23 protein-coding genes and 2 tRNA genes are annotated in these 25,336 nt (G+C 52.0%); 11 read left to right on the top strand and 14 right to left on the bottom strand.

Features of this window, described 5'->3' with window-relative positions; translation table 11 throughout:
- Window positions 1–152 precede the first annotated feature (152 nt).
- Window positions 153–293, bottom strand: a complete 141-nt coding sequence (locus O6D90_RS12615) for a hypothetical protein (RefSeq protein ID WP_016152930.1) — start codon at window positions 291–293, stop codon at window positions 153–155.
- Window positions 294–624: 331 nt separating this feature from the next.
- On the opposite strand from O6D90_RS12615, the gene O6D90_RS12610 reads away from it, so the two are divergent.
- The gene (locus tag O6D90_RS12610) at window positions 625–2,106 is read left to right on the top strand and encodes an APC family permease (RefSeq protein ID WP_016152931.1); all 1,482 of its coding nucleotides are present in this window, start codon (window positions 625–627) and stop codon (window positions 2,104–2,106) included.
- A 21-nt stretch (window positions 2,107–2,127) separates the two neighbouring features.
- On the opposite strand, the gene O6D90_RS12605 is transcribed toward O6D90_RS12610, so the two are convergent.
- Window positions 2,128–2,826 carry a cache domain-containing protein gene (locus O6D90_RS12605; protein WP_016156384.1) on the bottom strand — a complete coding sequence of 233 codons (699 nt, stop codon included), beginning with the start codon at window positions 2,824–2,826 and terminating at the stop codon, window positions 2,128–2,130.
- Between the two features lie 24 nt (window positions 2,827–2,850).
- Window positions 2,851–3,576 (bottom strand): FadR/GntR family transcriptional regulator, encoded by a 726-nt coding sequence (locus O6D90_RS12600; RefSeq protein WP_016156385.1) that lies wholly within the window; start codon window positions 3,574–3,576, stop codon window positions 2,851–2,853.
- Window positions 3,577–3,889: 313 nt separating this feature from the next.
- Here O6D90_RS12600 and O6D90_RS12595 point away from each other — a divergent pair, with 313 nt between their 5' ends.
- The 4 genes from O6D90_RS12595 to O6D90_RS12580 all read left to right on the top strand — a co-directional run bounded on the left by O6D90_RS12595 (window position 3,890) and on the right by O6D90_RS12580 (window position 8,995).
- Entirely contained in the window at window positions 3,890–5,317 is a 1,428-nt protein-coding gene (locus tag O6D90_RS12595; protein ID WP_016156386.1) for a gamma-aminobutyraldehyde dehydrogenase, read from the top strand.
- A gap of 11 nt (window positions 5,318–5,328) precedes the next feature.
- Window positions 5,329–5,802, top strand: coding sequence for an ester cyclase (locus O6D90_RS12590; RefSeq protein ID WP_016152935.1), 474 nt, complete (start codon window positions 5,329–5,331; stop codon window positions 5,800–5,802).
- A gap of 88 nt (window positions 5,803–5,890) precedes the next feature.
- Window positions 5,891–7,783, top strand: a complete 1,893-nt coding sequence (locus O6D90_RS12585; protein ID WP_016156387.1) for an NAD(P)/FAD-dependent oxidoreductase — start codon at window positions 5,891–5,893, stop codon at window positions 7,781–7,783.
- Between the two features lie 3 nt (window positions 7,784–7,786).
- Window positions 7,787–8,995, top strand: coding sequence for a c-type cytochrome (locus O6D90_RS12580; RefSeq protein WP_016156388.1), 1,209 nt, complete (start codon window positions 7,787–7,789; stop codon window positions 8,993–8,995).
- A 47-nt stretch (window positions 8,996–9,042) separates the two neighbouring features.
- Here the strand turns inward: O6D90_RS12580 and O6D90_RS12575 are convergent, their stop codons facing one another.
- Complete coding sequence (locus O6D90_RS12575; protein ID WP_016156389.1) at window positions 9,043–10,518, bottom strand: PLP-dependent aminotransferase family protein; 1,476 nt, start codon at window positions 10,516–10,518, stop codon at window positions 9,043–9,045.
- Window positions 10,519–10,624: 106 nt separating this feature from the next.
- Here O6D90_RS12575 and puuE point away from each other — a divergent pair, with 106 nt between their 5' ends.
- From puuE to O6D90_RS12555, 4 genes are all read left to right on the top strand, one after another.
- Window positions 10,625–11,887: a 4-aminobutyrate transaminase gene (puuE, locus tag O6D90_RS12570; RefSeq protein ID WP_016156390.1), complete on the top strand. Its 1,263-nt coding sequence runs from the start codon at window positions 10,625–10,627 to the stop codon at window positions 11,885–11,887.
- Between the two features lie 250 nt (window positions 11,888–12,137).
- Window positions 12,138–13,118, top strand: coding sequence for an ABC transporter substrate-binding protein (locus O6D90_RS12565; protein WP_271143316.1), 981 nt, complete (start codon window positions 12,138–12,140; stop codon window positions 13,116–13,118).
- Window positions 13,105–14,109: a FecCD family ABC transporter permease gene (locus O6D90_RS12560; RefSeq protein ID WP_016156392.1), complete on the top strand. Its 1,005-nt coding sequence runs from the start codon at window positions 13,105–13,107 to the stop codon at window positions 14,107–14,109. The genes O6D90_RS12565 and O6D90_RS12560 overlap by 14 nt, the downstream gene beginning before the upstream one ends.
- Window positions 14,106–14,858, top strand: a complete 753-nt coding sequence (locus O6D90_RS12555; RefSeq protein WP_016156393.1) for an ABC transporter ATP-binding protein — start codon at window positions 14,106–14,108, stop codon at window positions 14,856–14,858. The genes O6D90_RS12560 and O6D90_RS12555 overlap by 4 nt, the downstream gene beginning before the upstream one ends.
- Here the strand turns inward: O6D90_RS12555 and O6D90_RS12550 are convergent.
- The 6 genes from O6D90_RS12550 to O6D90_RS12525 all read right to left on the bottom strand — a co-directional run bounded on the left by O6D90_RS12550 (window position 14,827) and on the right by O6D90_RS12525 (window position 18,945).
- On the bottom strand, window positions 14,827–15,567 hold the full coding sequence (locus O6D90_RS12550) for a substrate-binding domain-containing protein (protein WP_016156394.1): 741 nt from the start codon (window positions 15,565–15,567) through the stop codon (window positions 14,827–14,829). The two genes, O6D90_RS12555 and O6D90_RS12550, sit on opposite strands and share 32 nt — an antisense overlap.
- Window positions 15,568–15,768: 201 nt before the next feature.
- Window positions 15,769–15,845: transfer RNA gene (locus O6D90_RS12545), tRNA-Val, on the bottom strand.
- Between the two features lie 4 nt (window positions 15,846–15,849).
- Window positions 15,850–15,926 (bottom strand) — tRNA-Val (locus tag O6D90_RS12540).
- Window positions 15,927–16,125: 199 nt separating this feature from the next.
- Window positions 16,126–16,608 (bottom strand): glutathione peroxidase, encoded by a 483-nt coding sequence (locus O6D90_RS12535; RefSeq protein ID WP_016156395.1) that lies wholly within the window; start codon window positions 16,606–16,608, stop codon window positions 16,126–16,128.
- A 267-nt stretch (window positions 16,609–16,875) separates the two neighbouring features.
- Window positions 16,876–17,886, bottom strand: a complete 1,011-nt coding sequence (gene gap, locus O6D90_RS12530; protein WP_016156396.1) for a type I glyceraldehyde-3-phosphate dehydrogenase — start codon at window positions 17,884–17,886, stop codon at window positions 16,876–16,878.
- Between the two features lie 78 nt (window positions 17,887–17,964).
- Window positions 17,965–18,945 (bottom strand): GlxA family transcriptional regulator, encoded by a 981-nt coding sequence (locus tag O6D90_RS12525; RefSeq protein ID WP_016156397.1) that lies wholly within the window; start codon window positions 18,943–18,945, stop codon window positions 17,965–17,967.
- 248 nt (window positions 18,946–19,193) lie between these two features.
- Here O6D90_RS12525 and O6D90_RS12520 point away from each other — a divergent pair, with 248 nt between their 5' ends.
- On the top strand, window positions 19,194–19,664 hold the full coding sequence (locus tag O6D90_RS12520) for a GNAT family N-acetyltransferase (protein WP_016156398.1): 471 nt from the start codon (window positions 19,194–19,196) through the stop codon (window positions 19,662–19,664).
- Between the two features lie 98 nt (window positions 19,665–19,762).
- Here O6D90_RS12520 and O6D90_RS12515 read toward each other — a convergent pair whose 3' ends face one another.
- Together O6D90_RS12515 and O6D90_RS12510 are read right to left on the bottom strand one after the other, a co-directional pair.
- Complete coding sequence (locus O6D90_RS12515; protein WP_016156399.1) at window positions 19,763–20,956, bottom strand: MFS transporter; 1,194 nt, start codon at window positions 20,954–20,956, stop codon at window positions 19,763–19,765.
- 141 nt (window positions 20,957–21,097) lie between these two features.
- Window positions 21,098–22,234: an alpha/beta hydrolase gene (locus O6D90_RS12510; protein ID WP_016156400.1), complete on the bottom strand. Its 1,137-nt coding sequence runs from the start codon at window positions 22,232–22,234 to the stop codon at window positions 21,098–21,100.
- Window positions 22,235–22,406: 172 nt separating this feature from the next.
- On the opposite strand from O6D90_RS12510, the gene O6D90_RS12505 reads away from it, so the two are divergent.
- Window positions 22,407–23,297: a LysR family transcriptional regulator gene (locus O6D90_RS12505; RefSeq protein WP_016152950.1), complete on the top strand. Its 891-nt coding sequence runs from the start codon at window positions 22,407–22,409 to the stop codon at window positions 23,295–23,297.
- Between the two features lie 51 nt (window positions 23,298–23,348).
- On the opposite strand, the gene O6D90_RS12500 is transcribed toward O6D90_RS12505, so the two are convergent.
- Together O6D90_RS12500 and brnQ are read right to left on the bottom strand one after the other, a co-directional pair.
- Complete coding sequence (locus tag O6D90_RS12500) at window positions 23,349–23,861, bottom strand: GNAT family N-acetyltransferase (RefSeq protein ID WP_016156401.1); 513 nt, start codon at window positions 23,859–23,861, stop codon at window positions 23,349–23,351.
- Between the two features lie 258 nt (window positions 23,862–24,119).
- The gene (brnQ, locus tag O6D90_RS12495) at window positions 24,120–25,220 is read right to left on the bottom strand and encodes a branched-chain amino acid transport system II carrier protein (RefSeq protein ID WP_071600309.1); all 1,101 of its coding nucleotides are present in this window, start codon (window positions 25,218–25,220) and stop codon (window positions 24,120–24,122) included.
- Window positions 25,221–25,336 lie beyond the last annotated feature (116 nt).

The raw sequence follows: 25,336 nt of genomic DNA, 5'->3' as shown, positions 1-25,336 counted from the left end.
CGTTCAGGACAAAATAAGAAAAAATTCTTATCTATTTACAAAATGTTATTAGTGAAAGCGGTGTTAACAATGGGTAAACGCAATGGGAAATGTAGATAAGAGGAGGGGCATAGTCTGGCGGTAAAAAAACCGGCATTGCGCCGGTTTGGAAATCAGATTTTACAGGCGTCGCCGCAGTCATTATCAGCAATAATGTCCTGCGCTTTCTTGTCTGCATCTTCCAGACGTTCAGCATTACGCTCTTGCGCTTCTTCCAGTCCATCAAAGACCAGATTATCGAGATCAATTTCCATCATTCACCTGCTCAGGTTCAGCGTTTAACATCACATTATTATATTGCAAAAATGTTGCTTAACAGCAGCGATTCTTGCTAATTAGCGTCGAACTCAATTCGGGGTGCCTGTTTACCCGCCAGTTGGCCAACAATTCGCAATTGCTAAAGAACCGTGAAGCGGAAATACCGAAAAATGCTTGTGCCCTCGACTGTTCTACTCCCACTTTTCCATTAACGTGATGTGCGATCATTTTTAACAAATTAGCGACAAAATCACTATACATATAACTTAATATCTTTTATACATTAATTGTTCAACCCTGCGACTATTCCACAAAAGAGAAAGCTATATGGAACAGACACCTGATAAGAAAAACGATAATTTTCAAAAAGATGGCAAAGAACAGTTCAATCGCTCGATCGGTCTTATTTCAAACTTTGCGTTGGGGTTTACCTACCTTTCGCCGCTTACCGCCGTCTATTCGCTGTTTGCACTGGCCGTAACGCTGGCGGGGCCGCCCGCAGTCTGGTGGATTTTAATCGTCGCATGTGGACAACTTTTGGTGGCGTTGGTGTTTGGTGAGGTCGCTTCCCAGTATCCGATAACCGGCGGGCTTTATCCCTGGGCCAGAAGGTTATGGGGCAAGAAATATGCGTGGATCGCTGCCTGGATTTACCTGTGGGCACTGGTGGTCACCATTACGTCAATCGCGGAATATACTTCAACATTTGTTGAGTCGCTCTTCCACTATGGTCAGACGCCAGCCACTATGTTGGCGACTTCCGTCCTGCTGCTGCTTTTGATGATGGCTGTTAATATGTCCGGGACTAAAAATCTGGCTCGGGTCGCAAAAATTGGCTTCTGGTGTGAAATCGTTAGCGTGATTGCGCTGGGAATTTATCTGCTGATATTCCACCGTTCGCAGCCATTCTCCGTAATTTTTGATTCGATGGGCGTGCTGGCGCATGACGGCAGCTATTCCACCGCGTTTATGTCTGCCGCGCTGATGGGGCTGTTTATGTTCTTTGGCTTTGAGGCCTGCGGTAACGTTGCGGAAGAGGTACAGAATCCAAGTAAAAAGATCCCGGTTGCGATGATTTTGAGCATCGTATTTGGTGCGATTTCGGCGATTATTTCCGTCATGGGATACCTCCTGGCTTCACCAAATCTGGTCAGTATCGTGAATGGCAAAACATCTGACCCGATTCCGGCCATCCTTAATGAAGCTCTTGGTGAAACTGGTGCAACTATCTTTATCATCGTCGCGATTGTGGCGATGCTGTCGTGCATTTTGTCTCTGCAGGCTGCGTTAAGCCGCCTTATCTTTTCTTTCTCCCGCGACAGAATGCTGCCGGGAAGTGAGTGGATGTCAAAGATCTCTAAAAATGGCGTTCCGGATAATGCCATGGTTGTTAGCTGTCTGCTGCCAGTCATCATCTGCGTTTGGGTCTATTTCCAGCCAGACAACCTGTCGCGTATTACCGCGTTTGCCGTCATCGGTATTTATATCTCGTTCCAGATGGTTGTGCTTGCCGCACTGCGCCAGCGCCTGAAAGGCTGGAAACCGGCAGGGGAGTGGACCATTGGCGGTTGGGGCGTGATTGTGAACGTGCTGGCGCTAGCCTATGGATTGTGTGGGATCTGGTTGTTGGCGCAACCGGCAGACAGCAGCGATTTCATCGACCGTTGGACGGTACTGTTCGGCCTGGCGATTGTCGTTGGCTCCGGGCTTATCTATATGTTCCTGACCCGACCGTTTGGTCGCTCTGCGGCACCGGAAAACGACGCCATTGCCTACGCTAACAAGCTGAATATGGGGCAGGATAACTAAACACTAAGGGCCTTCGGGCCCTTAGTTTTGATAGTGATAAAGGATAAAGTAGTCGCTCTGATAAACAACGGTACTGTTTGCGGGAGAGAGTAATTCACCCACGCGAAAACGTGGCCAACTGGAAAAGATAATTCTGTTTTCCAGATTGGTCAGAATGACATAGTCAGAATGAGCGCAGGAGAGCAGTTCGGCCTCAATCTGACTGACCAGCAGATCGACGGCGGCAACGCCAAGAAACTGATCGTTGTAGTAGACCGGCACTGCCGAGGTCAGGGTGTAGGAAATATTGCAGATATAGTCGACGTAGGGACCGTGGATATAGGCTTTTCCTGCCGGAGGTGAGTGCTTAAACCACTCGAAGGTTCTGAAATCCAGGCGTTGCTGGGTGGCCTGATCTAAATCGAGGTGCGCCTGACTCAAACCATTATCTTTCTTATACCACCATTCCAGCAGCCAATACTCTTTTGTGGTGGCAGTGCTCTCAATATGGCTGGCGAACCCGGCCCCTGAACAGTAATGATTGTTACTGAGGGTGCGCTTGATGTGTTGCTGAACGGTAGATCTCACCGATGGATCGAGGACAACTTCTGCTGAGGCCTTTTGCACCCCGGAAATCGCCTCATGGATGCTCCTCGCCAGCGCAACGGTAGAATCTACGGTAGAGGCGGTAATATCATCAATCTTACGAATTAATGCGCTTAAGGATGTCGAAGAGCTCATTGTCTGTCCTGCCTTCACTGATTGTCAGTTCGAGTTATATTTCAGCTTTTTTTCAATAAGGTAATAGGTAAACGTGTCGATGATCCGTGTGGCAAGCTGCACGGATTCTGCCTCGTTGTGAGCTGCCAGCGCATCGGCCAGTGCCGAGTAAAGCGCAATAATTTCGGCATGAATGTTGTCTGCGCGATAAAGTATCGCCACCAGCGATGCCCATTCAGCCTGGACCTGCAGCTCCTGATTGGCCAGTCGCGCCGAATGTGAACTGGCAGCTATCGCCAGTAGACAGCGCATATCGGCCTGGGTCATCAGCTCTGGTGAGTTTGCCTTGCTGAGCACCTCAACAAACTCGCGAAATTTGGCGATATCCGCGCCGGTCATCCGTCTGGAAGCCAGCCTTGCGCTATGGCTGATAATGGCGCAATGCATTTCGCCCAGGTCAGAAAGATAATCCGTACTGATCGCTTTGAACGGATGCAGGGCGCTGTTTTTGCCATCAATATTTTCGCAAACGAAGCTCCCGCCATTTCGACCACGAACCGTATGGATAAGATTATTAGCCCGAAGCGTGTTTAGCGCTTCTCTGATAGTGATATGTGAGACACCCATCATCTTTGCCAAATCAGTTTCGTTGGGGAGCTGTTCTTTTGGCTCCAGCAACCCCGTGATAATGGCGTTTGACAGGCGCTGCACTATCTGGTCTGAACGACTGACCTGCCCGATAGGCGCAAATATGACCGCGTGAGTAATCATAATCTTTTCTGCACTCAATTCCCTGAAACAACGACCATTTTTAACACATGCCCGTCAGGCAAGGAAGGTAAGAATGGCCGAGTTATTTTACATGCCTATGCGCAACGTCACTGCACAAGCGGATGTGTGTCCCGATAACTTCATGATGAGCTGAGCATAAAGCCTCGGCTCACGATGAAAAGCCTTATCCCGAAAATGTAAAAATTAAGTTAAAAATGCGAGGCTTATCATAGTGTCAATGTTGCGCATTTGAAAATCTTTTACAATATATATTACATAAGTTTCTTTATGTATTAACGGGCAGGAGACAGACATGAAAACCCTGAAGCATTTTATCAATGGGCAATACGTAGCAGGTCGTAGCGAAGATACCTTCGAACTGGTGAGTCCGGTCGACGGCGAAACGTATGCATTATCACCCAACGCCGATGCGGAAGAGGTGGAGCAGGCCTACTCGGCGGCGGAGGCGGCGTTTAGCATCTGGCGAAAATCGACGCCGGCACAGCGGCAAAAGGCGTTATTGCAACTGGCAGATGAGATTGAACGAAACGTTGAGCGGCTGGTGAACGCGCAGAGTCAGGAGACCGGTCAGCTTCGCCATTTTATTGAGAAGGAAGAGATCGCGGCATCCTGCGATGCCATCCGCTTTTTTGCCGGTGCGGCGCGTTGTCTTGAAGGGAAAGCAGCAGGGGAATATTCCGCCGGGTTTACCTCGACTATCCGCCGTGAACCGCTGGGTATCGTTGGACAAGTCACGCCATGGAACTACCCGTTCATGATGGCGGTATGGAAGATTGCGCCAGCGCTGGCGGCAGGCAATACGGTCGTATTAAAACCCAGCGACACCACGCCGGTCAGCACGCTGCTGTTGGCTGAACTGGCCGCGCCGTTGTTCCCAAGAGGGGCGTTTAACGTCGTATTAGGTAAAGCCAGCACCGGTTCGCTGGTGGTTTCAAACCCGAAGGCCTCACTGGTTTCGATTACCGGTTCGGTCCGCGCGGGCCTACAGGTTGCGGCTTCGGCAGCGGCGAACCTGACCAAGGCGCATCTGGAATTGGGCGGGAAAGCGCCTGCGGTGGTGTTTGCTGATGCAGATATGGACAAGGCGATCGCGACGATCACCACGGCAGGCTTCTTCAATGCCGGCCAGGATTGCACGGCGGCTACGCGTATTCTGGTCGAACAATCCATCTACGCTGAATTCCTGGAAAAGCTGGTTCAGAAAACGAAGAGTATTAAATTTGGACCGCCAGCGGATCAGGCTGCGCTATATGGCGCATTGAACAGTAAAAACCAACTGGAGCAGGTGAAAGGCTTTATTGCGCGTTTACCGGCACATGCAAAAATTGAAACGGGTGGGCGTGCCGGGCCAGGTCCGGGCTTCTATTTTGAGCCGACGATCGTCTCCGGATTGCATCAACATGACGAAGCTATTCAGCATGAAGTATTTGGACCGGTAATGACTATTCAGCCGTTTTCGACTGATGAAGAGGGTCTACACAAAGCGAATGATGTGGAATATGGTCTGGCCGCCAGCGTCTGGACCAGTAACCATGGTCGCGCACAGCGCTTCAGCATTGACCTCGATTTTGGCACCGTGTGGATTAACAATCACATTCCTCTGTGCGCCGAAATGCCGCACGGCGGGTTCAAAAAATCGGGTTATGGCAAAGATCTCTCATCCTACTCGCTCGAAGAATATACCCGGGTGAAACATATCATGTGTGACATTTCTGAATAGAGAGGATTTCGATGAAAACATTAAACATAGCGGTGCTTTCATTCGTGATGTTCTCGGGCTATAGCCTGGCAGAAAGCACATCGCTGAATACCGTTAAAGAGTACATGGCAGCCTGGAATGCACACGATGCTTCGCGAGCCGCGCAATATCTTGCTGATGACGCAGTCTATTATGATGCCGCCGCTGGCGAACCGATAAATGGCAGAGAAAAAGCTGAAAAAGAGGTTATCGGTGCCTTTATTAAGGCGGTGCCAGATCTGAGCTGGAAAATGGTCGGCAAACCCGTTTACGACGAAGATACCGTGGCGTTTCGTTGGGAATTTTCAGGCAAAAATAGTGGTGAATGGGCAGGGAGTCCGCCGACAAATAATCCGATAAAATTTGAAGGTGTCAGCTATATTCATGTTAAAGCAGGTAAAATCACCTGGCAGGGTGATTATTATGATTCTAAAAAACTGGATGAAGAGTTAAAGCCAGGGAAATAGTCGGCTGTCCCCCTTTATTACTATGAAGGGGGACATCTCTTATTTGGGTCGTATTTAGGGCAGTGTGTAGCAATAAGGAAAAAAGTTAATGGCAATTACCAGACGTGATTTTCTCAACGGCGTCGCGGTGACTATTGCGGCGGGGCTTACCCCGCTGGAATGGGTCAGGGCGGCAGGAAAGGGAAACGCATTTATAGATGGAAATTATTATCCGCCAGGGCTGACGGGGCTGCGGGGTAATCATCCTGGATCGTTTGAAATGGCGCATGCAGTAGGCCGCGAGCATAAACATTTTGATTTAAACGCTCTGCCCGTTGAGGAAGAGTACGATCTGGTGATTGTGGGCGGCGGTATTAGCGGGCTGGCTGCCGGTTGTTTCTGGCGCCAGCTTGCCGGTCAAAATAGCCGGATCCTGATCCTCGATAACCATGACGATTTTGGCGGGCACGCCAAACGTAACGAATTTACGAGCTCAGGTAAGAAATTACTCGGCTATGGCGGTAGCGAAGCATTCCAGTCACCCGCGCACAATTTCAGCCCTGAGGTGCAAAAACTGATGGAAACCGTGGGCGTCAGCGTCACGCGGTTAAAAGAGAGCTTTGACGTAAACTTCTATCCCGATTGGCAGCTCAGTCGTGGCGTGTTCTTCGACAAAAAGAATTTTGGCGAAACAAAAATCGTCAGCGGCGATCCGGGGCGTGCGGTATCTGATGATATCCCGCCGAACAGGCTCAATGGCCGTAAAATTGAAGACTTTATCAATGATTTTCCGCTAAGTGAGCACGACCGAAAGGCGTTGATCGACCTGCACGTCCATCCTGGCGACTATCTTCCGGGCATGACGGTCGATGAGAAAATGGAATGGCTGGATACCCACAGCTACAGTGAATTTTTGGCCACAAAAGTTGGTTTGAGCAAAATGGCGCTGCTCTATTTTCAGCAGCGTTCTAATGACTTCTTCGCCATCGGCATTGAAGGCATTTCCTGTAGCGATGCCAGGGCGTGCGCATTACCCGGCATGGAGGCGCTGGGAATACCGCCGTTGGACGGCGAGTCGCTGGCCGACCTCGAAGAGCCGTATGTTTACCATTTCCCTGACGGTAACGCCGGGCTGGCCCGACTGTTAGTCAGGTATATGCTGCCGGATGCGCTACCGGGTAACACGATGGAAGACTCTGTCCTTGCCAGACTGCATTACGAAAAGCTGGATCTGCCGGAAAACACCACGCGCTTGCGTCTGAATAGCACGGTGATTAATGCGGCCAACACAAAGGATGGCGTGGTGGTGACCTATCTGCGTGACGGCAAAATGCATCGCGTGCGCGGTAAAAACACCATCATGGCGGGCTATAACATGATGATCCCGTATCTGGTGCCTGAGATGCCGGAACAGCAGCAGGCGGATCTCAAACTGAACGTGAAGGCACCGCTGGTGTACACCAACGTGGTGGTCAAAAACTGGCAGGCGTTCAAACAGCTTGGCGTGCATGAATTTTACTCTCCGGCCGCACCTTACAGCCGGATTAAGCTCGACTATCCGGTCAGCATCGGCGGGTATCAACACCCAGCCTCACCGGACGATCCGATGGTCATTCACATGGTCTATGTGCCTACTTATCCAGGCAGTAATTTGTCGGCCAGAGAACAGTTCCGTCTTGGGCGAGCGTATTTACTGGGGACCACATTTGCGACGCATGAGGAGATGATTCGCTCCCAGTTGCAGGAAATGTTTGGCTCAACGGGCTTTGATAATCAACGCGATATCTCCGCCATTACGGTTAACCGCTGGGCGCATGGCTATGCGTATTACGCCAACGCGTTGTTCGATGATATGGATAAAATGCCAGAAATTATCGAGCGGGCGCGTCAGCCAGTTGGTCGCATTGCCATCGCTAATTCCGATTCTGACTGGGGGGCTTATGCCCATACGGCCATCGACCAGGCATGGCGTGCGGTTAATGAACTCAAGGATATGGGGTGATCTATGCGTAATGTAACCGTTCTTGCCGCCTGTTTGTTTACCGCCTCTGTGAGTGCAGCGGAATCTAATGGCGAATATATCGCCCGTATCTCTGACTGTGTGGCCTGTCATACCACCGAAGGGGGGGCGGCGATGGCGGGTGGCAAAAAGTTTCCTACTCCGGTAGGGGATATTTATTCGACCAACATTACCCCAGACAAAACCCAGGGTATTGGTAATTACTCATACGAGGATTTTGACAAGGCCGTACGTCAGGGAATTGCCAAAGATGGTCATCCGCTCTATCCGGCCATGCCTTATCCCTCTTACGCGAAACTTTCTGATGACGATGTACAGGCGTTGTATCGCTATTTTATGCATGATGTCACCCCCTCTGCGCAGCCCAATAAAGAGAATGCCATTCCGTGGCTACTCTCCGCCCGCTGGCCGCTGCATATCTGGAACTGGCTGTTTACCGACGCGCCAGCGACGGCTGTAGAGAGTGCGAAAACGGATGACAACGCTGCGTTAGTAAAACGGGGCGCTTATCTGGTGGAAGGTCCCGGACACTGCGGTTCTTGCCATACCCCGAGAGGCATGGCGATGAACGAAAAAGCGTATACTAATGCTGATGCCGAGTACCTGAGCGGCGCGATGATCGACGGCTGGTATGCGCCTTCGCTGCGCGGCACGGGAATGTCTGAGCAGGAATTAAAATCGCTGTTGCTGACCGGTAAAAGCAAGCATGCCGCGGTTTCAGGTTCGATGGCTGAAGTCGTTACGCAGAGTACACAGTACCTGACCGATGACGATGCCACGGCGATCGCGCAATATCTGCTGAGCCTGAAAAGTGTGAAGCCTGAAACGGTGCGCGCAGCGGCAACTACGGTGTCCTGGTCGAATTCACCCGAGGCGGGAAAAGTGACCTATAACCGCTACTGCTCCACCTGTCACGGTCTGGAGGGGAAAGGTACGGATGATAACGCACCGTCTTTAATCAATAATTCGCTGGTGATGGTTGATGACCCGACGCCGCTATTCAGAGTGATTGCCCACGGCGCAGAAACACCGACAACGCGTGGCAGCGTCTCCTTTAAGATGCCGGCTTACGGTGGCATGTTAAGCGACAACGAAATGCGCGACGTGATTAATTACGTGCGTAAAAGTTGGGGAGAAGGGAATGGCGAAGTAAGCCAGGAGGACCTGGCAGGAATTAAAAAAGCGTCACATTAAACAGCATGTCGGATGGACAAGGTGCTTGCCGCGCCATCCGGCAGTGTTTAAACGGCGTTTACTCTGATAATACCCACCAGTCGGGTAAACGCCGACGCCATTTCATGCTCTTCGATACTGGCAAATCCCAGCAGCAGGCCGCTGCGTTTCTCTTCATTCACGTAATAGCGAGACAGCGGGCGCACCAGCAGCCCTTGCGCATTCGCCTGTTGGGCAATGACAACGTCATCGCTCCCGACGGGCAACTGTAGAATCATGTGCAGCCCGGCGTTGCTGCTGAAGGAGCCAAGATACTGCTCGCCCAACTGGCGACTGATAAGCTCCACCAACGTCTGGCGGCGACGACTGTACAACTGGCGCATTTTACGAATGTGCGCCGCGTAGTAACCCTCGCGGATAAACTCCGCCAGCGCTGCCTGAATCAGCAAATGTCCACCACGATAGAGGTCGTTATGAACCTTCTTCAGCGGCGCGGCGAGCGGTTTGGGCAGTACCACATACCCGAGCCGCAGTGCGGGATAGAGTGTTTTACTGAATGTCCCGATATAGATGACCGGCGTCTCTTCTTCCAGTCCCTGCAAGGATGGAATTGGCTGGCCGGAAAAGCGAAATTCGCTGTCGTAGTCATCTTCCACTATCCAGCTTCGCGTTTCACGTGCGCGAAAGAGAAGTGCCCGACGGCGGTTGAGGCTCATTACCGAACCGAGCGGATATTGATGTGACGGTGTCACAAAAATCAGCTTTGGCGCGGATTCGCCAGCCTCCGGCGGCACCATACCTTGTTCATCAACCGGGATCGCCGAAAAGGTAACCGCATTGATGCGCAGAATATTTTTGATTCCCCAGTAGCCCGGCTCCTCAATCCAGGCGTTATCCCCCGGGTTGCATAGCGTCCGGGTCACCAGATCCAGCGCCTGGTGAATACCTTCAGTAATCAGAATTTGCGCCGGTGAACACCGCACCCCGCGTGCGGTGCGCAGATAGTCTGCCAGCGCTTCTTTCAGCTCAGTCACGCCGCCTGCGGCATCGTACGTGAGAAACTCCGGGCGTAACCGTCTCGCCAGCCGATCCTGAATTTTTTTGAGCACCCGGTGAGGGAAATGCTCCACATCAGGTACGCCTGGAATAAATGCGCCCCATTGACGAGGGCTGGCGCTGGCATGGCCCAGCAGCTCAAGGCAGCGGGCAGATAAGCGGGTGTGATCCTCCAGTGTGGCGGCAACGGGCTCTTTGTTGGGACGCAGGTCGAGATTGTCCAGCACGCTGTCGGTGACAAATGTGCCGCTGCTGGTGCGCGCGGAAATATAACCTTCGGCCTGCAATTGCTCGTAAACCCGCAGGACGGTATTGCGTGATAGCGTCAGTTCGCCTGCCAGGTCACGCGACGGAGGCATTCGGGTCGCCGGTTTCAGGCTACCTTCGAGGATGCAACTGCAGATGGCGGCATACAGGCGACGATGCAGCTTTTCATCGGTCTGCTGGCTAAATGCCTGCTTGATCACATCTCCGGCAAGTGAACGCATTTGGATCCTTAAAATAAAACGATTTGGCTCTCGATTAAAGTACCAGATGGCGTCTAAATTTAAAGGGTAATTCAACCTAAATGTATTAATGGACAAGGTGTAGAGAATGAACAATAAAAACCTGCAACAACGTCGTCTGGATGCCACCCCGCGTGGCGTGGGTGTAATGTGTGATTTTTATGCCCAGTCAGCAGAAAACAGCACAATTACCGATATCGAAGGCAATCAGTACATTGATTTTGCCGCCGGGATTGCCGTGCTGAACACCGGACACCGTCATCCTCGCCTGGTGCAGGCAGTCGAAGCGCAACTGCAGGCTTTTACCCATACGGCTTATCAGATTGTCCCGTACGAAAGCTATGTGTCTTTGGCGGAGAAAATCAACGCCGTTGCGCCAATCGACGGCAAGCGCAAAACCACATTCTTCACCACCGGGGCTGAAGCGGTCGAAAATGCGGTGAAAATTGCGCGCGCACATACCGGCCGTCCTGGCGTTATTGCTTTTGGCGGCGGTTTTCATGGGCGTACCTACATGACGATGGCGTTAACCGGCAAGGTGGCGCCGTATAAAAAAGGGTTCGGCCCGTTCCCTGGCTCCGTTTACCACGCACCGTATCCTTGCGAGTTGCAGGGGATTTCTACGGCGGACTCCATCAAAGCGATTGAGCGCCTGTTTAAAGCCGATATCGATCCCACTCAGGTCGCGGCGATTATTTTCGAACCCGTCCAGGGCGAAGGGGGCTTCGTGGTGGCGCCGCCGGAGTTTGTGGCTGCCATCCGCCGTATTTGCGACGAGCATGGCATCGTGATGATCGCCGATGAGGTGCAAAGCGGGTTTGCTCGTACGGGCCAGTTGTTTGCGATGGACCATTACGCTGACAAAGCTGACCTGATGACTATGGCAAAAAGCCTTGCAGGCGGCATGCCGCTGTCTGGCGTCGTGGGCAAAGCTGAAATTATGGATGCGCCTGCGCCGGGTGGCCTGGGCGGAACCTACGCCGGAAACCCGCTGTCAATTGCGGCAGCTCATGCGGTGCTGGATATCATTCGTGATGAACAGCTGTGCCAGCGTGCGGCAGCTCTTGGCGAACAACTGCGCGCCACTCTGACTGACGCGCAAGCCGGGTGTCCTGAACTGGCCGAAGTGCGCGGCTTAGGCTCTATGATCGCCGCTGAATTCTGTGATGCAGCGACGGGAGAACCCAACGCAGCCGCCGCACAACGCGTGCAGAAGAAAGCCCTTGAGCAAGGATTACTTCTGCTGACCTGCGGTCAGTATGGCAACGTTATTCGCTTCCTTTATCCGCTGACGATCCCGCAGGATCAGTTCGTCAAAGCGCTCGATATCATTAAAGCGGCAACCAAATAATCCGTTAGTCATAGTGTTACCCACAGTCGACGGTGGTCTTCACCGTCGGCTTTTTTGTCGGCATAAATTGATCTTCCTCGTGTGTCGTGCGGTATTTATCGCGAATGGGTTGCCTGTTATATCGTTATATAATTTAATACACATCGTTTTTACTCCGCTATCCAGATGGTATCCCATGTTAACTTTCCGCTCTTTTGTGCTGGTATGCGCCAGCATGTTGTTTGCGTTTTCTGCCTAGGCCGACCGTACGATCACCGACCAGCTTGGTCGTCAGATCACGATTCCGGACCACGTCGACAAAGTGGTCGTGCTGCAACACCAGACGCTGAATATTCTGGTCCAGCTTAATGCTCAGCAGGACATTATTGGCGTGATGTCGAGCTGGAAAAAACAGCTCGGGCCTGAGTTTGCGCGCTTTATGCCGACAATTGCCACATTGCCGACGCCGGGCGATCTCACCAGCGTGAATATTGAAAGCCTACTGGAGATTCATCCACAGGTGGTTTTTGTCGCCAACTATGCGCCAGCGGAGATGATCCAGCAGATTCAGAACGCCGGTATTCCGGTCGTGGCAATCTCATTGCGCAAGGATGCAGCCGGGCAACAGAATAAAATGAACCCGACCATGGCCGATGAAGAGCAGGTCTACAACGAAGGGTTAAAGCAGGGGATTCGCCTGATTGCGGATGTCGTGGGGCGCAAACCGCAAGCTGAGACGTTAATCGACTACGTTTTTGCGGCGCGGGCAAAATTCAATGCGCCGGTCGCAAAAATCCCGGATGCGCAAAAAGTCCGTATTTATATGGCTAACCCCGACCTGATGACTTACGGCTCCGGGAAGTACACGGGACTCATGATGCAGCACGCGGGTGGGCTAAACGTGGCGGCTGCCAGTGTAAAAGGCGCCCGTCAGGTTGCGCTGGAACAGGTATTGGCGTGGAACCCGCAGGTAATTTTTGTTCAGGATCGCTACCCGCAGGTGGTAACGGAGATCCAAAACGATCCTAACTGGCAGGGGATCGATGCGGTAAAAAATCATCGCGTCTGGTTGATGCCTGAGTACGCCAAAGCCTGGGGCTATCCGATGCCTGAAGCGTTAGCGATTGGTGAGCTGTGGATGGCCAAAAAACTGTACCCGGACGCCTACAAAGACGTGGATGTTGATGCGCAGGCGCAAGACTACTATCAGCGTTTTTATGGTGTGAACTGGCAGCCTGATGCAGTTAAGTAAGCGCATTTTACTCCAGCAACCACTCTTAATCGCGACGGTCCTGTTGCTGGGCCTTGGCTCGTTGTGCCTCGGACAATATCCGCTGTCGTTAAGCGAAGTCTTTTATCACCTGATGCACTATAGCGACGCTGAAGGGATTGCCGGTCAGGTTATCTGGACTGTCAGGCTACCGCGAATTCTGATGGCGCTGCTGGCGGGTGGTGCGTTGGGGTTATGTGGCGCGACGCTGCAAGGAGTATTTCATAATCCGCTGGTCGACCCGCATATTATTGGCGTGACGTCTGGGGCCGCTTTTGGCGGAACGCTGGCTATTCTGCTCGGCCTGTCGCCGTGGTTGATGATGGGTTCAACGTTTTTCTTCGGTCTGACGGCGCTGGTCCTGGTGTATGCCATTGCTGCGCTGCAGGGGCTGGAGAATACGCTGGTGCTGATCCTGTCGGGTATCATTTTGAGTGGTTTTTTTGCCGCGCTGGTGAGCCTGATTCAGTATCAGGCTGATACCGAAGAAACGTTACCCAATATCGTGTTCTGGCTGCTCGGCAGCTTTGCGACGGCTAACTGGCATAAAGTTCTGCTGTTGGCGATCCCAGTCGGTATCGCTGCGACAGTTTTGTACCAGCTACGCTGGCGGATAAACATGTTATCACTCAATGATAAAGCTGCCCGTTCGCTAGGCGTCGCGGTAGTTCCTCTGCGACGCAGCGTTTTGCTGTGCTGCGCTTGTTTAGTCGCCGCTCAGGTAGCGGTCAGCGGCAGTATCGCCTGGGTTGGGTTGGTTATTCCGCATCTGGCGCGTTTGCTGGTGGGGGTTGATCATCGGCGTCTACTGCCGTGCGCCTTCTGGATGGGAGGCGGTTTTATGATTGTGGTGGATGATATTGCCCGTACCCTGATGCACGCGGAGATACCGCTTGGGATCATCACCGCATTATTCGGCGCGCCGCTGTTTGCTTTTTTACTCATCCGCTCCAGCCGCCGGGGGACATCATGAAACCTGCCGCATTGCGTGTAAACACGCTTACCTATGGATATCGCACGCCGCTATTTGAGCCGCTTACATTCAGTTGCCAGAAAGGTGAGATCTGGGCTGTGCTGGGACGTAACGGTCTGGGGAAAAGTACGCTGCTCGATACGCTAACCGGCACGCTGCCAGCTTTGGACGGCAGCATTGAAATTGACGGCGGGATAGGGATTGTGGCGCAGCATTGCCACCTGCCATTTCCTTATACGGTGAGCGACGTGGTGCTGATGGGGCGGGCACAGCACGTGAAGCTTTTTGCGCAACCCAGCCAGCAGGATCAACAAAGAGCGACCCAGGCCCTGGAGCAGTTAAATATTGCCCAGCTTGCTTCCCACTCGTTTAGCTCACTTTCCGGGGGTCAACAGCAACTGGTGATGATAGCCCGGGCGCTGGTGACGGAGTGTCAAACGCTGCTGCTTGATGAGCCGTGTTCCGCGCTGGATCTCGCCAATCAGCAGGTGGTGCTTCAGCTCATCAGCGATCTGGCCCATCTACAGGGATGCAGCATTCTTTTTTCGACCCACGATCCGCTGCATGCGTTACAAATAGCCACCCATACTTTGCTGCTGCTCCCCGAAGGAAAATGGCGGGCAGGGCCAACGGACAGCATTGTGACGGAAGAGAATCTGTTCCTGGCCTATGGCTTACCGCTGCGAAAACTCAGTCTGGAGAACCACCCGACGCCGTTTATCGCACCGCTGTTTTCTGTTCGTCGTTAACAGGTAAAAACCCGGCGGCGGTAAGAAACGCCTGACCGCCGTTGGAGAGCATGAATTTAACCAGCGCCATCACCTCGTTGGATGCGTCGAGCACCGCCAGTTGGTATTCGCAGCGAATATTGTGCTCATCAGGGATAGCTACATAATGTACGTCGGGTTGGGCGCGCAGCGTTTTCGCGTAGTGCGCGTAGCCGATAAACAGATCGGCCAGTCCCTGGCGAAGGATCCAGGCGCTCGCCAGTTCACCAGACGGGATTTTCACCGTATCACGCCCACCAACCAGTGGGATGGCGCGCGCCCGAAGCTGTTGTCCGAGTCCTGGCTCCAGTACATCCATATTGTCGAAAAATGCCCAGGTATAGTCTCCGGAAGGGTCGCAGCCGGGCGTGGATGTACCTATTCGTAGCGTTGGGTCGCGGAGCAAATCCAGCCAGGCGCCGTTTCGGTTGCTGACCAGACTCAGTTGATTCCAGCTAAAGGTTTGCGTGAGGACAGCTTTTTGCAAAGCCAGCAGGCGTTGCGGGTGCTCCCGATTGGCTGAGGCAAAGAGCGCACACGGTTCACCGGCTTCAATACGCTCGCGTAATAAACCGGCCGGACCATATTCCACTTTCACGTCTATTCCACTATGGCGCGAGAACTGGCTTATTAAAGGGGCAAATGCCAGGCGTAAACTGCCCGCGGCAAACAGAATAATGGAAGAGGGCATGGTATCCGATCTCTGGCGAAAAAGGGTTTGCGAAGAGGATAAATGATACGCGCTGAGCATAGAGTTTAGAAGGCTTTGGCGCATCGCTTTGTGCCAGCATCATACGGAGTAATGATTAAGCTTAAGGTTACGAACAGGAGGCAATAAAAAGAAATTATGAGGTGTAACGAAGGGAAATAGCACCAAATCATAGAAATAATTTGGTGCGTCCGAGTGGACTCGAACCACCGACCCCCACCATGTCAAGGTGGTGCTCTAACCAACTGAGCTACGGACGCAAGATGGTGCGTTCAATTGGACTCGAACCAACGACCCCCACCATGTCAAGGTGGTGCTCTAACCAACTGAGCTATGAACGCAACGTTGTAGGTGACAACGGGGACGAATATTAGCGGCACAGACCGAATGAGGCAAGAGGGAAATAGCATTTTTCTTCCTGAACTCACGCGATTGCAGAGTAATTAAGCAAGTTGATTATATTTTGTTGATTTTGCAGCGTGTTTTTTATTCAGACAGTGCGCTGGGGCATAATGGGGACGGTTTGAATGACAGGTGCGCTCAGACTTTAAGCGCAGCAAGGATCGAGGTTTCTATTTTCTCAGGGGTAGTGAACGGCGCAAAACGCTTGAGCGGTTTGCCGTCACGTCCGATCAGGAACTTAGTGAAATTCCACTTGATACGCCCACCCAGCACGCCGGGTAATTCGTTTTTCAGGTAACGAAACACCGGATGCGTAGCCGCGCCGTTGACTTCCACTTTCTCAAATATCGGGAAGCTCACACCGTAGTTGATGTGACAGGTTTGCGAGATTTCGTCGGCCCCGCCGGGCTCCTGATTACCGAACTGGTTGCAGGGGAAACCAAGCACCACCAGACCCTGCGCGGCGTACTTCTTGTAAAGCGCTTCGAGGCCTGCATATTGCGGCGAGAAGCCACAATGGCTGGCAGTATTGACCACCAGAACCAGTTTGCCAGCGTAGTCGGCCATAGAGACGGGCTCACCATGCAGACGGGTGGCTGTAAGTTGATAAAAGGTGATCATGCCGGAATCCTCAAATAAGATCGCATTACTCATTTTATTATGGTCGCAACTGTCTGATTAATAAACTGACCGTTAAAGTGCTGGCGATTTATTATTTTGTCGGGTTATCGCTAATTTTTTTAAACGCGTCACCCCAGCAGCATCGTTAGGTGACGACTAAAAATGGGGGACGTGACGTTGTGGGCGATTGTCACTGCGACAAACACGTAACAGATATAAAAAAATCCACGCCTGGCGTGGATTTAGAGAGAGTGTGAGAGCAGGGGATTAACGTTCGTGCCTTGCCATTAGCAGTGCCAGCTCGACGAGGCGATTAGAGAATCCCCATTCGTTGTCGTACCACGCCAGAATTTTGACCATATTGCCGCCAATCACCAGCGTTGACAGGCCGTCGATGATGGATGAGCGCGGATCACCCTGATAGTCGCTTGAGACAAGCGGTTCATCGCTGTAGCCGAGGATCCCTTTCAGTGGCCCTGTCGCGGCGGCGTCACGAAACGCATTATTGACCTCCTCTGCTGTAACATCCCGCTCAAGCGTTACGGTCAGGTCGACAATGGACACCACAGGAACCGGTACGCGCAGCGAATACCCGGTTAAGCGACCATCCAGCTCCGGGATGACTTTGCCAAGTGCCTTCGCGGCACCGCTGGAGTAGGGCACAATCGACAATGCAGCGGCGCGGGCACCACGAAGATCTTTTTCCGGCTGGTCGTGCAGCGCCTGGCTGTTGGTATAGGCGTGGGTGGTGTTCATCAAACCATGCTTAATGCCGAAATGTTGGTGCAAAACCTGTGCGGCAGGTGCCAGACCGTTAGTGGTGCAGCTACCGTTGCTGACGACAAAGTGTTTATCCGCGGAGTAGAGGTGATCGTTAACGCCCATCACGATGGTTAAATCATCGTTCTTACCGGGGGCGGAGATAATCACTCGTTTTGCGCCACCGCTGTGGATATGCACCGCCGCCTTGTCACGTTCAGTGAAGAAGCCGGTTGCTTCAATGACAATATCGACTTCATGCTGACGCCATGGGATGTTGGCTGGGTCGCGTTCACTGAATACGGTGATGGATTTACCGTTAACCACCAACTGCCCCTCACCGGCGGTGACGTCGGCGTCGAGTTTACCGAGCAGCGAGTCGTATTTCAGCAGATGCGCCAGCGTTTTACTGTCTGTCAGATCGTTGATTGCCACGATCTGGATTTCCGGGTTACCCAGTGCAGCACGCAGTACGTTACGTCCGATACGGCCAAAACCGTTAATACCGACCTTTACCATGATGAACTCCTTATCTGTTGTCTCTGGAGTAAATTTAGGCCGGTCACGTGTTGGCGTAAATGACAAAAAAGGATCACTTTACGCCATTTTACGACAGTGAAAGCGTTGGCGATATTCACCAGGCGTCAGGTGAAGCTGTTTTTCAAACAGCCGTCGCAGGTTAATGCTGCTACCAAATCCTGTTTGTTCGGCGATACGCTCCAGCGTCTCGTTGGTCTGCTCCAGACGCTGTCGTGCTGCGGCCAGACGGGCTTCAGCCACATAGCGTGCCGGTGATGCGCCCGTTTCTCGGGTAAACACGCGGGTGAAATTACGCGGACTCATGGCGACTTTTTCCGCCAGTTTATCCACACTGAGATCGGCGGTGAGGTTCTCAAGCAGCCAGGTGAGCAGATCGTTAATCGGGCCCAGGGTGCTGGTCTGCTGAAGGTTGTAGCGGCTAAACTGGAGTTGTCCCCCGGGACGGCGCAGGTACATGACGAAATCCTGAGCGACGTCGCGCGCCAGACTGAAGCCGTAATCCTCTTCAACTAACGCTAACGTCAGGTCAAAGCCGGAACTGACGCCACCTGATGTCCAGATGTGTTCGTCCTGGATATAGAGCGGACCGCTTTCGACGCGCACCTTTGGGAATTCTGCCTGCATAGTTTCCAGTAGCTTCCAGTGGGTGGTGGCTCGTCTGCCGTCCAGCAGCCCGGTTTCTGCCAGCAGCATCGCGCCGCCGCAAATGGATGCAATGCGGCGGGCGTGGGGAGCGGCAAGGCGTAGCCAGTCAACCACTGCAATCCCTTCCTGCGGGTTTTGACCTCTGCCAGTGATGATGATGGTATCGAGAGGTTCGCGAGGATCTATCTCATGTAGGCGATGATCTGCCAGTAGATTTAGGCCGGACTGACCATGGATCACCTGATGCGGTTGCGTTGTCGCTAACTGAACCTGGTAACACGTCTCCGTAGCGCCTTTGGGATGCAGGCGGTTGGCCTGCATCAGAATGTCGGCAATACCGGCGGACTCAAACAGCATACCGCCATCGGGAACAATAATGAGTATCTTCTTCATGTCCTGAAAAGTAATCTTTTTACACAATAAGTCAATATTACATACTCAACTGGAAAAAGCCTTACCCGTGGCGTAGCGACATTACCGCCACAGGCCGATGGTTTGATGTTGACTCAACGGCGTTGCCTGAGCATCTCCCTTGATTAAGAATAGCGTTGCATTGACCCATTAAACTCACCACGAGGGGCTGACGCTCTGCTACACCAAAAATGGTATTGTTCTACAAGTCACTCTCCTGACGAGGTCTTATGAAAATCAGAAGGTTTAGTAATGGAGATGAAATTTCGTTATTCAGCGTCTTTTTATCTTCTGTACATACCCTCGCATCACATTACTACACACAGGAACAAATAGATGCGTGGGCCCCAACGGATATCGACCCGGAACAATGGGCCAATCATATGAAGGAATTACGCCCCTTTGTTGTTGAAGTGGATGGTGAAATAGCTGGATATGCAGATCTTCAGCCAAATGGGTACATTGACCATTTCTTTGTCTCGGGAACCTACCCGAGACAGGGAGTAGGGACACTACTGATGAATCGCATTCATGAAGAAGCCAGACAACGTGGAATTGGCGAACTGACTTCAAATGTCAGTAAGGCTGCGGAGGCGTTCTTTCTACGACACGGCTTTCATGTTGTGGAACGTGGGTTTCCTGCCTGTCGCGGAGTGACATTACAAAATGCACTGATGCGAAAATATTTGGTGACAAAATAGAAGATAACTGGGCTAAAGGCCCGCGATCAGCGAGGGCGGACACTCGGCTCTCTGCCGTATGCCATGACAGAGAGCACGCCAGAAATGAATGGATAGTTCTAGTTTGCTTTGCAGTTTTGACGGGATGTGACAATCGTCATTGCTGCTGCCGCCAGAAGTAAGAAACCACTCAAGCCAAAAGTACTGCGCCATCCCAGAGTGTCGAATACCATCCCACCTGCCGTTGAACCCAGAGCAATTGATAGCTGGATCACCGCAACCATTAAGCCACCACCCGCCTCTGCATCTTCGGGTAGTGCCCGCGCTATCCATGTCCACCATCCCGTTGGCGCAGCCGTTGCTAGTAGTCCCCACAGGCTGAGCAATACGGCAACAGCCCAGATGCTGTGTCCAACCAGAAGTAACGCCCCGGCAGTCGCTGCCATAAGCAGGGGGATCATGATTAAAGTCTGATAAAAACTTGTGTTCAGGAATATTGATACGGCCAGTGTGCCGACAAAACCCGCCACGCCTATTGCGAGCAAAATCAGAGAGAGACCAGTAGGGCCTACGCGGGTTACGGTCTCAAGAAAGGGGCGCACGTAGGTAAATAAGGCAAATTGCCCCATGAAGAAGAATCCGCAGGCCAGAAGTCCCGCAGGGACAATGGTGATGCGGAACAGATGACGCATAGATCTCTGGGATTTTTGTTTTTTATCGTTTTCCATCGATGGCAGGCTGACCCACTGCCAGATGAACGCGGCTATAGCCAGGGGAACGAGGCATAAAAATGCCCCTCGCCAGCCCACGGTCGTCCCCAGATAGCTGCCAAGCGGTGCCGCTACAACGGTAGCCAGCGCGTTCCCACCGTTAAAAATCGCCAGCGCGCGGGGAACCTGATGCTGCGGAACGAGCCGAATGGCGGTTGCAGCAGACATGGACCAGAATCCACCAATAACCACCCCAAGCAGGGCCCTCCCCAGCATATAAACCGGATAGCTGGGTGCCAGGGCGACGACTATCCCCGATATGGCCATTAAAACCGTCAGCCCCTGCAGGAGATGTTTTCGGTTCAGATCTCCGGCAATATGGGAGATAGTCAGGCTGGTAATGACCGCCAGCGCGCCAGAGATTGCAATTCCCTGGCCAGCCAGCCCTTCGGTAATGTGTAAATCACTGGCAATAAGCGTAAGCAGGCTGACCGGCATAAACTCGGAAGCGATCAGCACAAACACGCACAGCGTCATGGCAAACACGCCCCCCCAATGCGCATGCTTTTTTTCGTAATGCGGTTTTAGTCTTACTGTGGACATTATCAGATCTCTTAATATCGAATCGGCCAGGTTCAGGCGCAGTCCGGACAGACGTCATTCAGGAAATCACGTCAAAACATGGATGAAAATGATCTGCAGGCGTTTTACAGCCGCCTGCAAATATCAGGCGGCTTGGGGCGATTATCTTAGGTTGGTATTGAAAAACTGCTCAAATTTAGCAAACGGAATCTTACCCGCAACGTTGTCGTACAGATCAACATGATTTGCCCCCGGCACAATCACCAGCTCTTTCTCATTGCTGCCGATCGTCCTAAAGGCATCTTCAGCAAAATAGCGTGAATGGGCTTTTTCGCCGGTCACGATAAGCGTGGGGATAGTGACTTCATTGGCGTAGCTCAGCAGCGGCATATTCATAAATGACAGCGGCATCGTCGCATTCCAGGCCCCAGTTGAGTTGACCGAACGCGCATGGAAACCACGCGGCATGCGATAATAATCAAAGAATTCTTTCAGAACCGGATTAGAATTTGCGGGTAACGTTTCTGGCAGAATACGTTTCGACGTACTGACGTCCCCCTTTTCATCAACATAAATGTCATGCCCGCCGGGCGCGAAAGCTCCGTTCTTCGCATCTTCCCAGCGCTGTGCGTTCAGATACTGTAATACGGCGCGACGATCCGCAGTGGTATAACGGTCTTTACCATCACCTACGCCATGCCCCATCGCACGGCTCATGTCATACATCACGCTGGTCGCCACTGCTTTCACGCGGGTATCCATCGTGGCGTCGTTTAAGGCCATCCCGCCCCATCCGCAGATACCCAGTAATCCGATACGATTTCGATCAACCTCATTTTGCAGGCCAAGGAAATCAACAGCCGCGCTGAAATCCTCGGTGTTGATATCCGGAGAGGCAACGTTACGCGGATAGCCACCGCTTTCCCCCGTATATGAAGGGTCAAAAGCCAGGGTAACAAATCCCTGCTCAGCCAACGTCTGCGCATACAGACCGCTGGACTGCTCTTTCACCGCGCCGAAAGGCCCGCTGATGGCAATGGCCGCCAGTTTGCGCTCGCCGCGATCCTTTGGAATGTAGAGATCACCGACCAGGGTGATCCCGAAGCGGTTCTGAAAGGTTACTTTACGGTGATTAATTTTCGTACTTTTAGCGAAGGTTTTATCCCATGTCTCGACCAGTGAAACTGGCGCGTTCGGATTGGTTGTATTGGCATAACTCATCGTTGTAACTCCACTTAATGATGCGCAGAGCAGCATGGCTGGTATCGCGGCTGTCAGTTTTTTGGTGAAGGCAGTCATCAAAATCCCCTCATAAAACGTGATAGATACAGGTTTCATACGGACAACACTGCTGTGCTTTGTTGCAATGCGAGCATTATAGTGAGCAGTAATAGTGCTTATTAGAGGGGTAAAATTGCTAGAATTAATACCATATTGTTCTAAATGGTGATGCGATAGCGAGGGAAACGTGATGGCGAAACGGGAAAACTATAATGATTTATACCTGTTCATGCAGGTGGTGCGGGAAGGGAGTTTTACCGCTGCGGCGCAACGACTCGGCCTGGCACAATCAGGTATAAGCCGTTCCGTACGCGAACTTGAAGAAAGACTGGGCGTTCAGCTTCTGGCTCGCACTACGCGTAGGCTATCGCTCACCCATGCCGGCGAACAACTCTACCGGACCATTGAGTCAGGATTCGACGCTTTAGATATGGGGCTTGCCACGCTGGCCCATTATCGCCAGTCCCCGTCAGGTACGGTACGGATTAATGCCAGTCAGCACGCTATTGATAAACTGCTCCTGCCAAAGCTTGCGGTGTTTAAGCAACGCTATCCTGACATCCGGCTGGAACTCATCAGCGAAAGTCGGTTTGTCGATATTATTGCGGAAAGATTCGATGCCGGTGTACGTCTCGGACCGGAAGTTGGCGGTGGCATGATAGCGGTCCGTATTTCCCCCGACATGGAGATGGCCATTGTTGGTACGCCAGAACACTTTCGCCGCTATGGCTTTCCACAAGTCCCGGCAGATTTGGCGGTTCATCCCTGCATCGCTTATCAATTTGGCGATGGAAGCCTCTATACATGGGAGCTTCAACAGGATGGTAAAAAAATAACTCATCAGCCGCAGGGACAATGGGCTTTTGCTGACAGTTATATGGAAGCCAAAGCCGCAAGACTGGGGCTGGGGCTGGCTTATGTTCCGGAAGAACTGGTGTCCGATGATTTAGAAGAGGGTTCGCTCATCAGAGTTTTACAACGCTACAGTCAACGCCTGGAAGGTTCATTTCTCTATTATCCGCACCGCAATGTGTCTCCCGCTCTGCGAGCAGTTATCGATACACTGAGAATTTATGAATGAAGGCCAGGCTGCACACGTGTCAGGGTAACTGATCTGAGCGAGGAGCGGGCCTTATATACACATCCCCATTAACTTGAGTATGCTCCTCTGTGAATTTGTTTCGAAAATGATGTCGCTGATGTGTTTCATTCCCTGCTTTTTATAGAATTTTTGAGCACGTTCATTTTGTTCAAGAACCTCCAGCCATAAATATTTTTTCCCCTGACTTCGGGCAAGATCTATGACTTTATTAAACATTAGTTGACCGTAATGCTGATTCGTTTTGGTTGGGGCAAGGTAGAGTTTATTAAGTAAAACACCGCTGATGTCTGTATTCGGGATAGTTGCTTGCCATGTTAGCTTCACAAAACCAATCGGCTGCTCGATTTCAACTATATACCAGCTAATGTTTTTATCATTAATACTCTGCTCAATAACAGGAAGTGAATATTCACCCTCCAAATAATTATCAAATTCTGATTCTGACTTCCACATATGCTTAAAGTGCGCAGTATAGAAGCGGTAGCCAAGCTCATTTAGTAATCCCGAATCGGCTAATGTTGCTTGTCGTATGATTAAAGACATGGGATAGGCCCTTACTTTATGAGAGAAAAGTGATATTAAATTTGTAATATATACGGCCTGTTAAGTCTACATGTCCGTTGTGACTGTCTTACCCTCAAACTTTGAATACGCAATCTAAGGTCTGAAGTTGGTGGAGCTCGACCATTAAGTTATTTTTTATCGATGTTAGCTTCTGGCTCGAAGCAGACAGGCCAACTGATTGCCTGGTCTGCTTTGAGCGAAAATGAAAAGACATCTTCCGAACTTGCGGCTGTTCATTCAGGATTTTACAAACAAGCTCATTATTCCCACTGCCAGGGCGCTATAGAAAAGCAACTGATACAGATTCGTCGGCACTTCTGTCCATTTTCTAACGATGCCCAGCGCGACCACGACCAGCGCAGCCGGGTAAATGGCGCACAGCACGGGAACCGCCATTGCGGTGAGGGAATTCAGTCCCAGCACGGCAAGTGCTGCTGACACCATCAGGGAGAGCGTCACCAGCAGCCCATAAGACGCACCGGTCGTCTGGTTGAAATAGCGCGCCGTTCCGGTTGTCAGACCAATGGCCGTGACCAGACAGGCGAGGGTAATGATCGCCGCCAACAACACCCGGCCATAAACGCCAAAAACAGTCTCGACATAGGCGCTCATCACCTGCATACCGTTCGTTGCGCCCCGCACCGGGCTGTGGGACCCCATCGACAGATAGCAGATATAAATCACGGCCAGACCTGCCGCGGCGATAAAGGCTGCGGCGATGGAATGGGTGAAGATGCACCGCGGATGGTGGATTCCGCGCTGCTTAAGCGTGTGGGTGATAATGGCGCCAAAGCACAGCGCACTGATCACATCCAGGGTCTGATAACCGTTGACGAACCCTGTATCGAACGCGCGAGTTTGATATGCGGTTGTGGCGGTCGTGAGGTCACCAATCGGATGTAACCAGGCACATATGCCGATAAAAATCAGGGCACTAATTTTAATGGGCGAAAGGAAGAAACCGACGATTTCCAGCATTTTCCCCGGCTTAGCCAGCGTCGCGCCAGCAAGGCCAAAGAACGCGGCGGAAAATATAATCTTCTGCATCAGGGAACTAGCTGCGCCATCGGTGATGACTTCGTAGCTAATCGTCGCGGTGCGTGGCGTACCAAATAAAACCCCCAGCGTTAAAAAGCAAATGCCAATAAAAATCAGGCTCGGCCATTTGCCTAAGGGTTTCGTTAATTCCGCGATATCACCGCCATTAATGGCAAGGGAAATAATCGCCAGCGCCGGGAACAGAACCGCTGTGATGATAAAGCCAAAGCCTGCATTAAAGGCGTTTGCGCCCGCCTGCATGCCGACCAGCGGCGGGAATATAATATTGCCTGCACCCAAAAAAAGCGTTCGCCAAAAGCAATGGCACTTGCGTTTTCCAGCGGAATGATCTCCCTGTCCACCTACGGGCTGTTCATGATGAGCTGTATAAAATTCGCAACGAACGTTATGCTCAT

It is taken from the genome of Citrobacter sp. 21OH12SH02A-Citro, assembly GCF_027919895.1.
GTDB lineage: Bacteria > Pseudomonadota > Gammaproteobacteria > Enterobacterales > Enterobacteriaceae > Citrobacter > Citrobacter braakii.
Note: the sequence above shows the minus strand (reverse complement) of the source record. Positions and strands in the feature narration are given on the sequence as shown.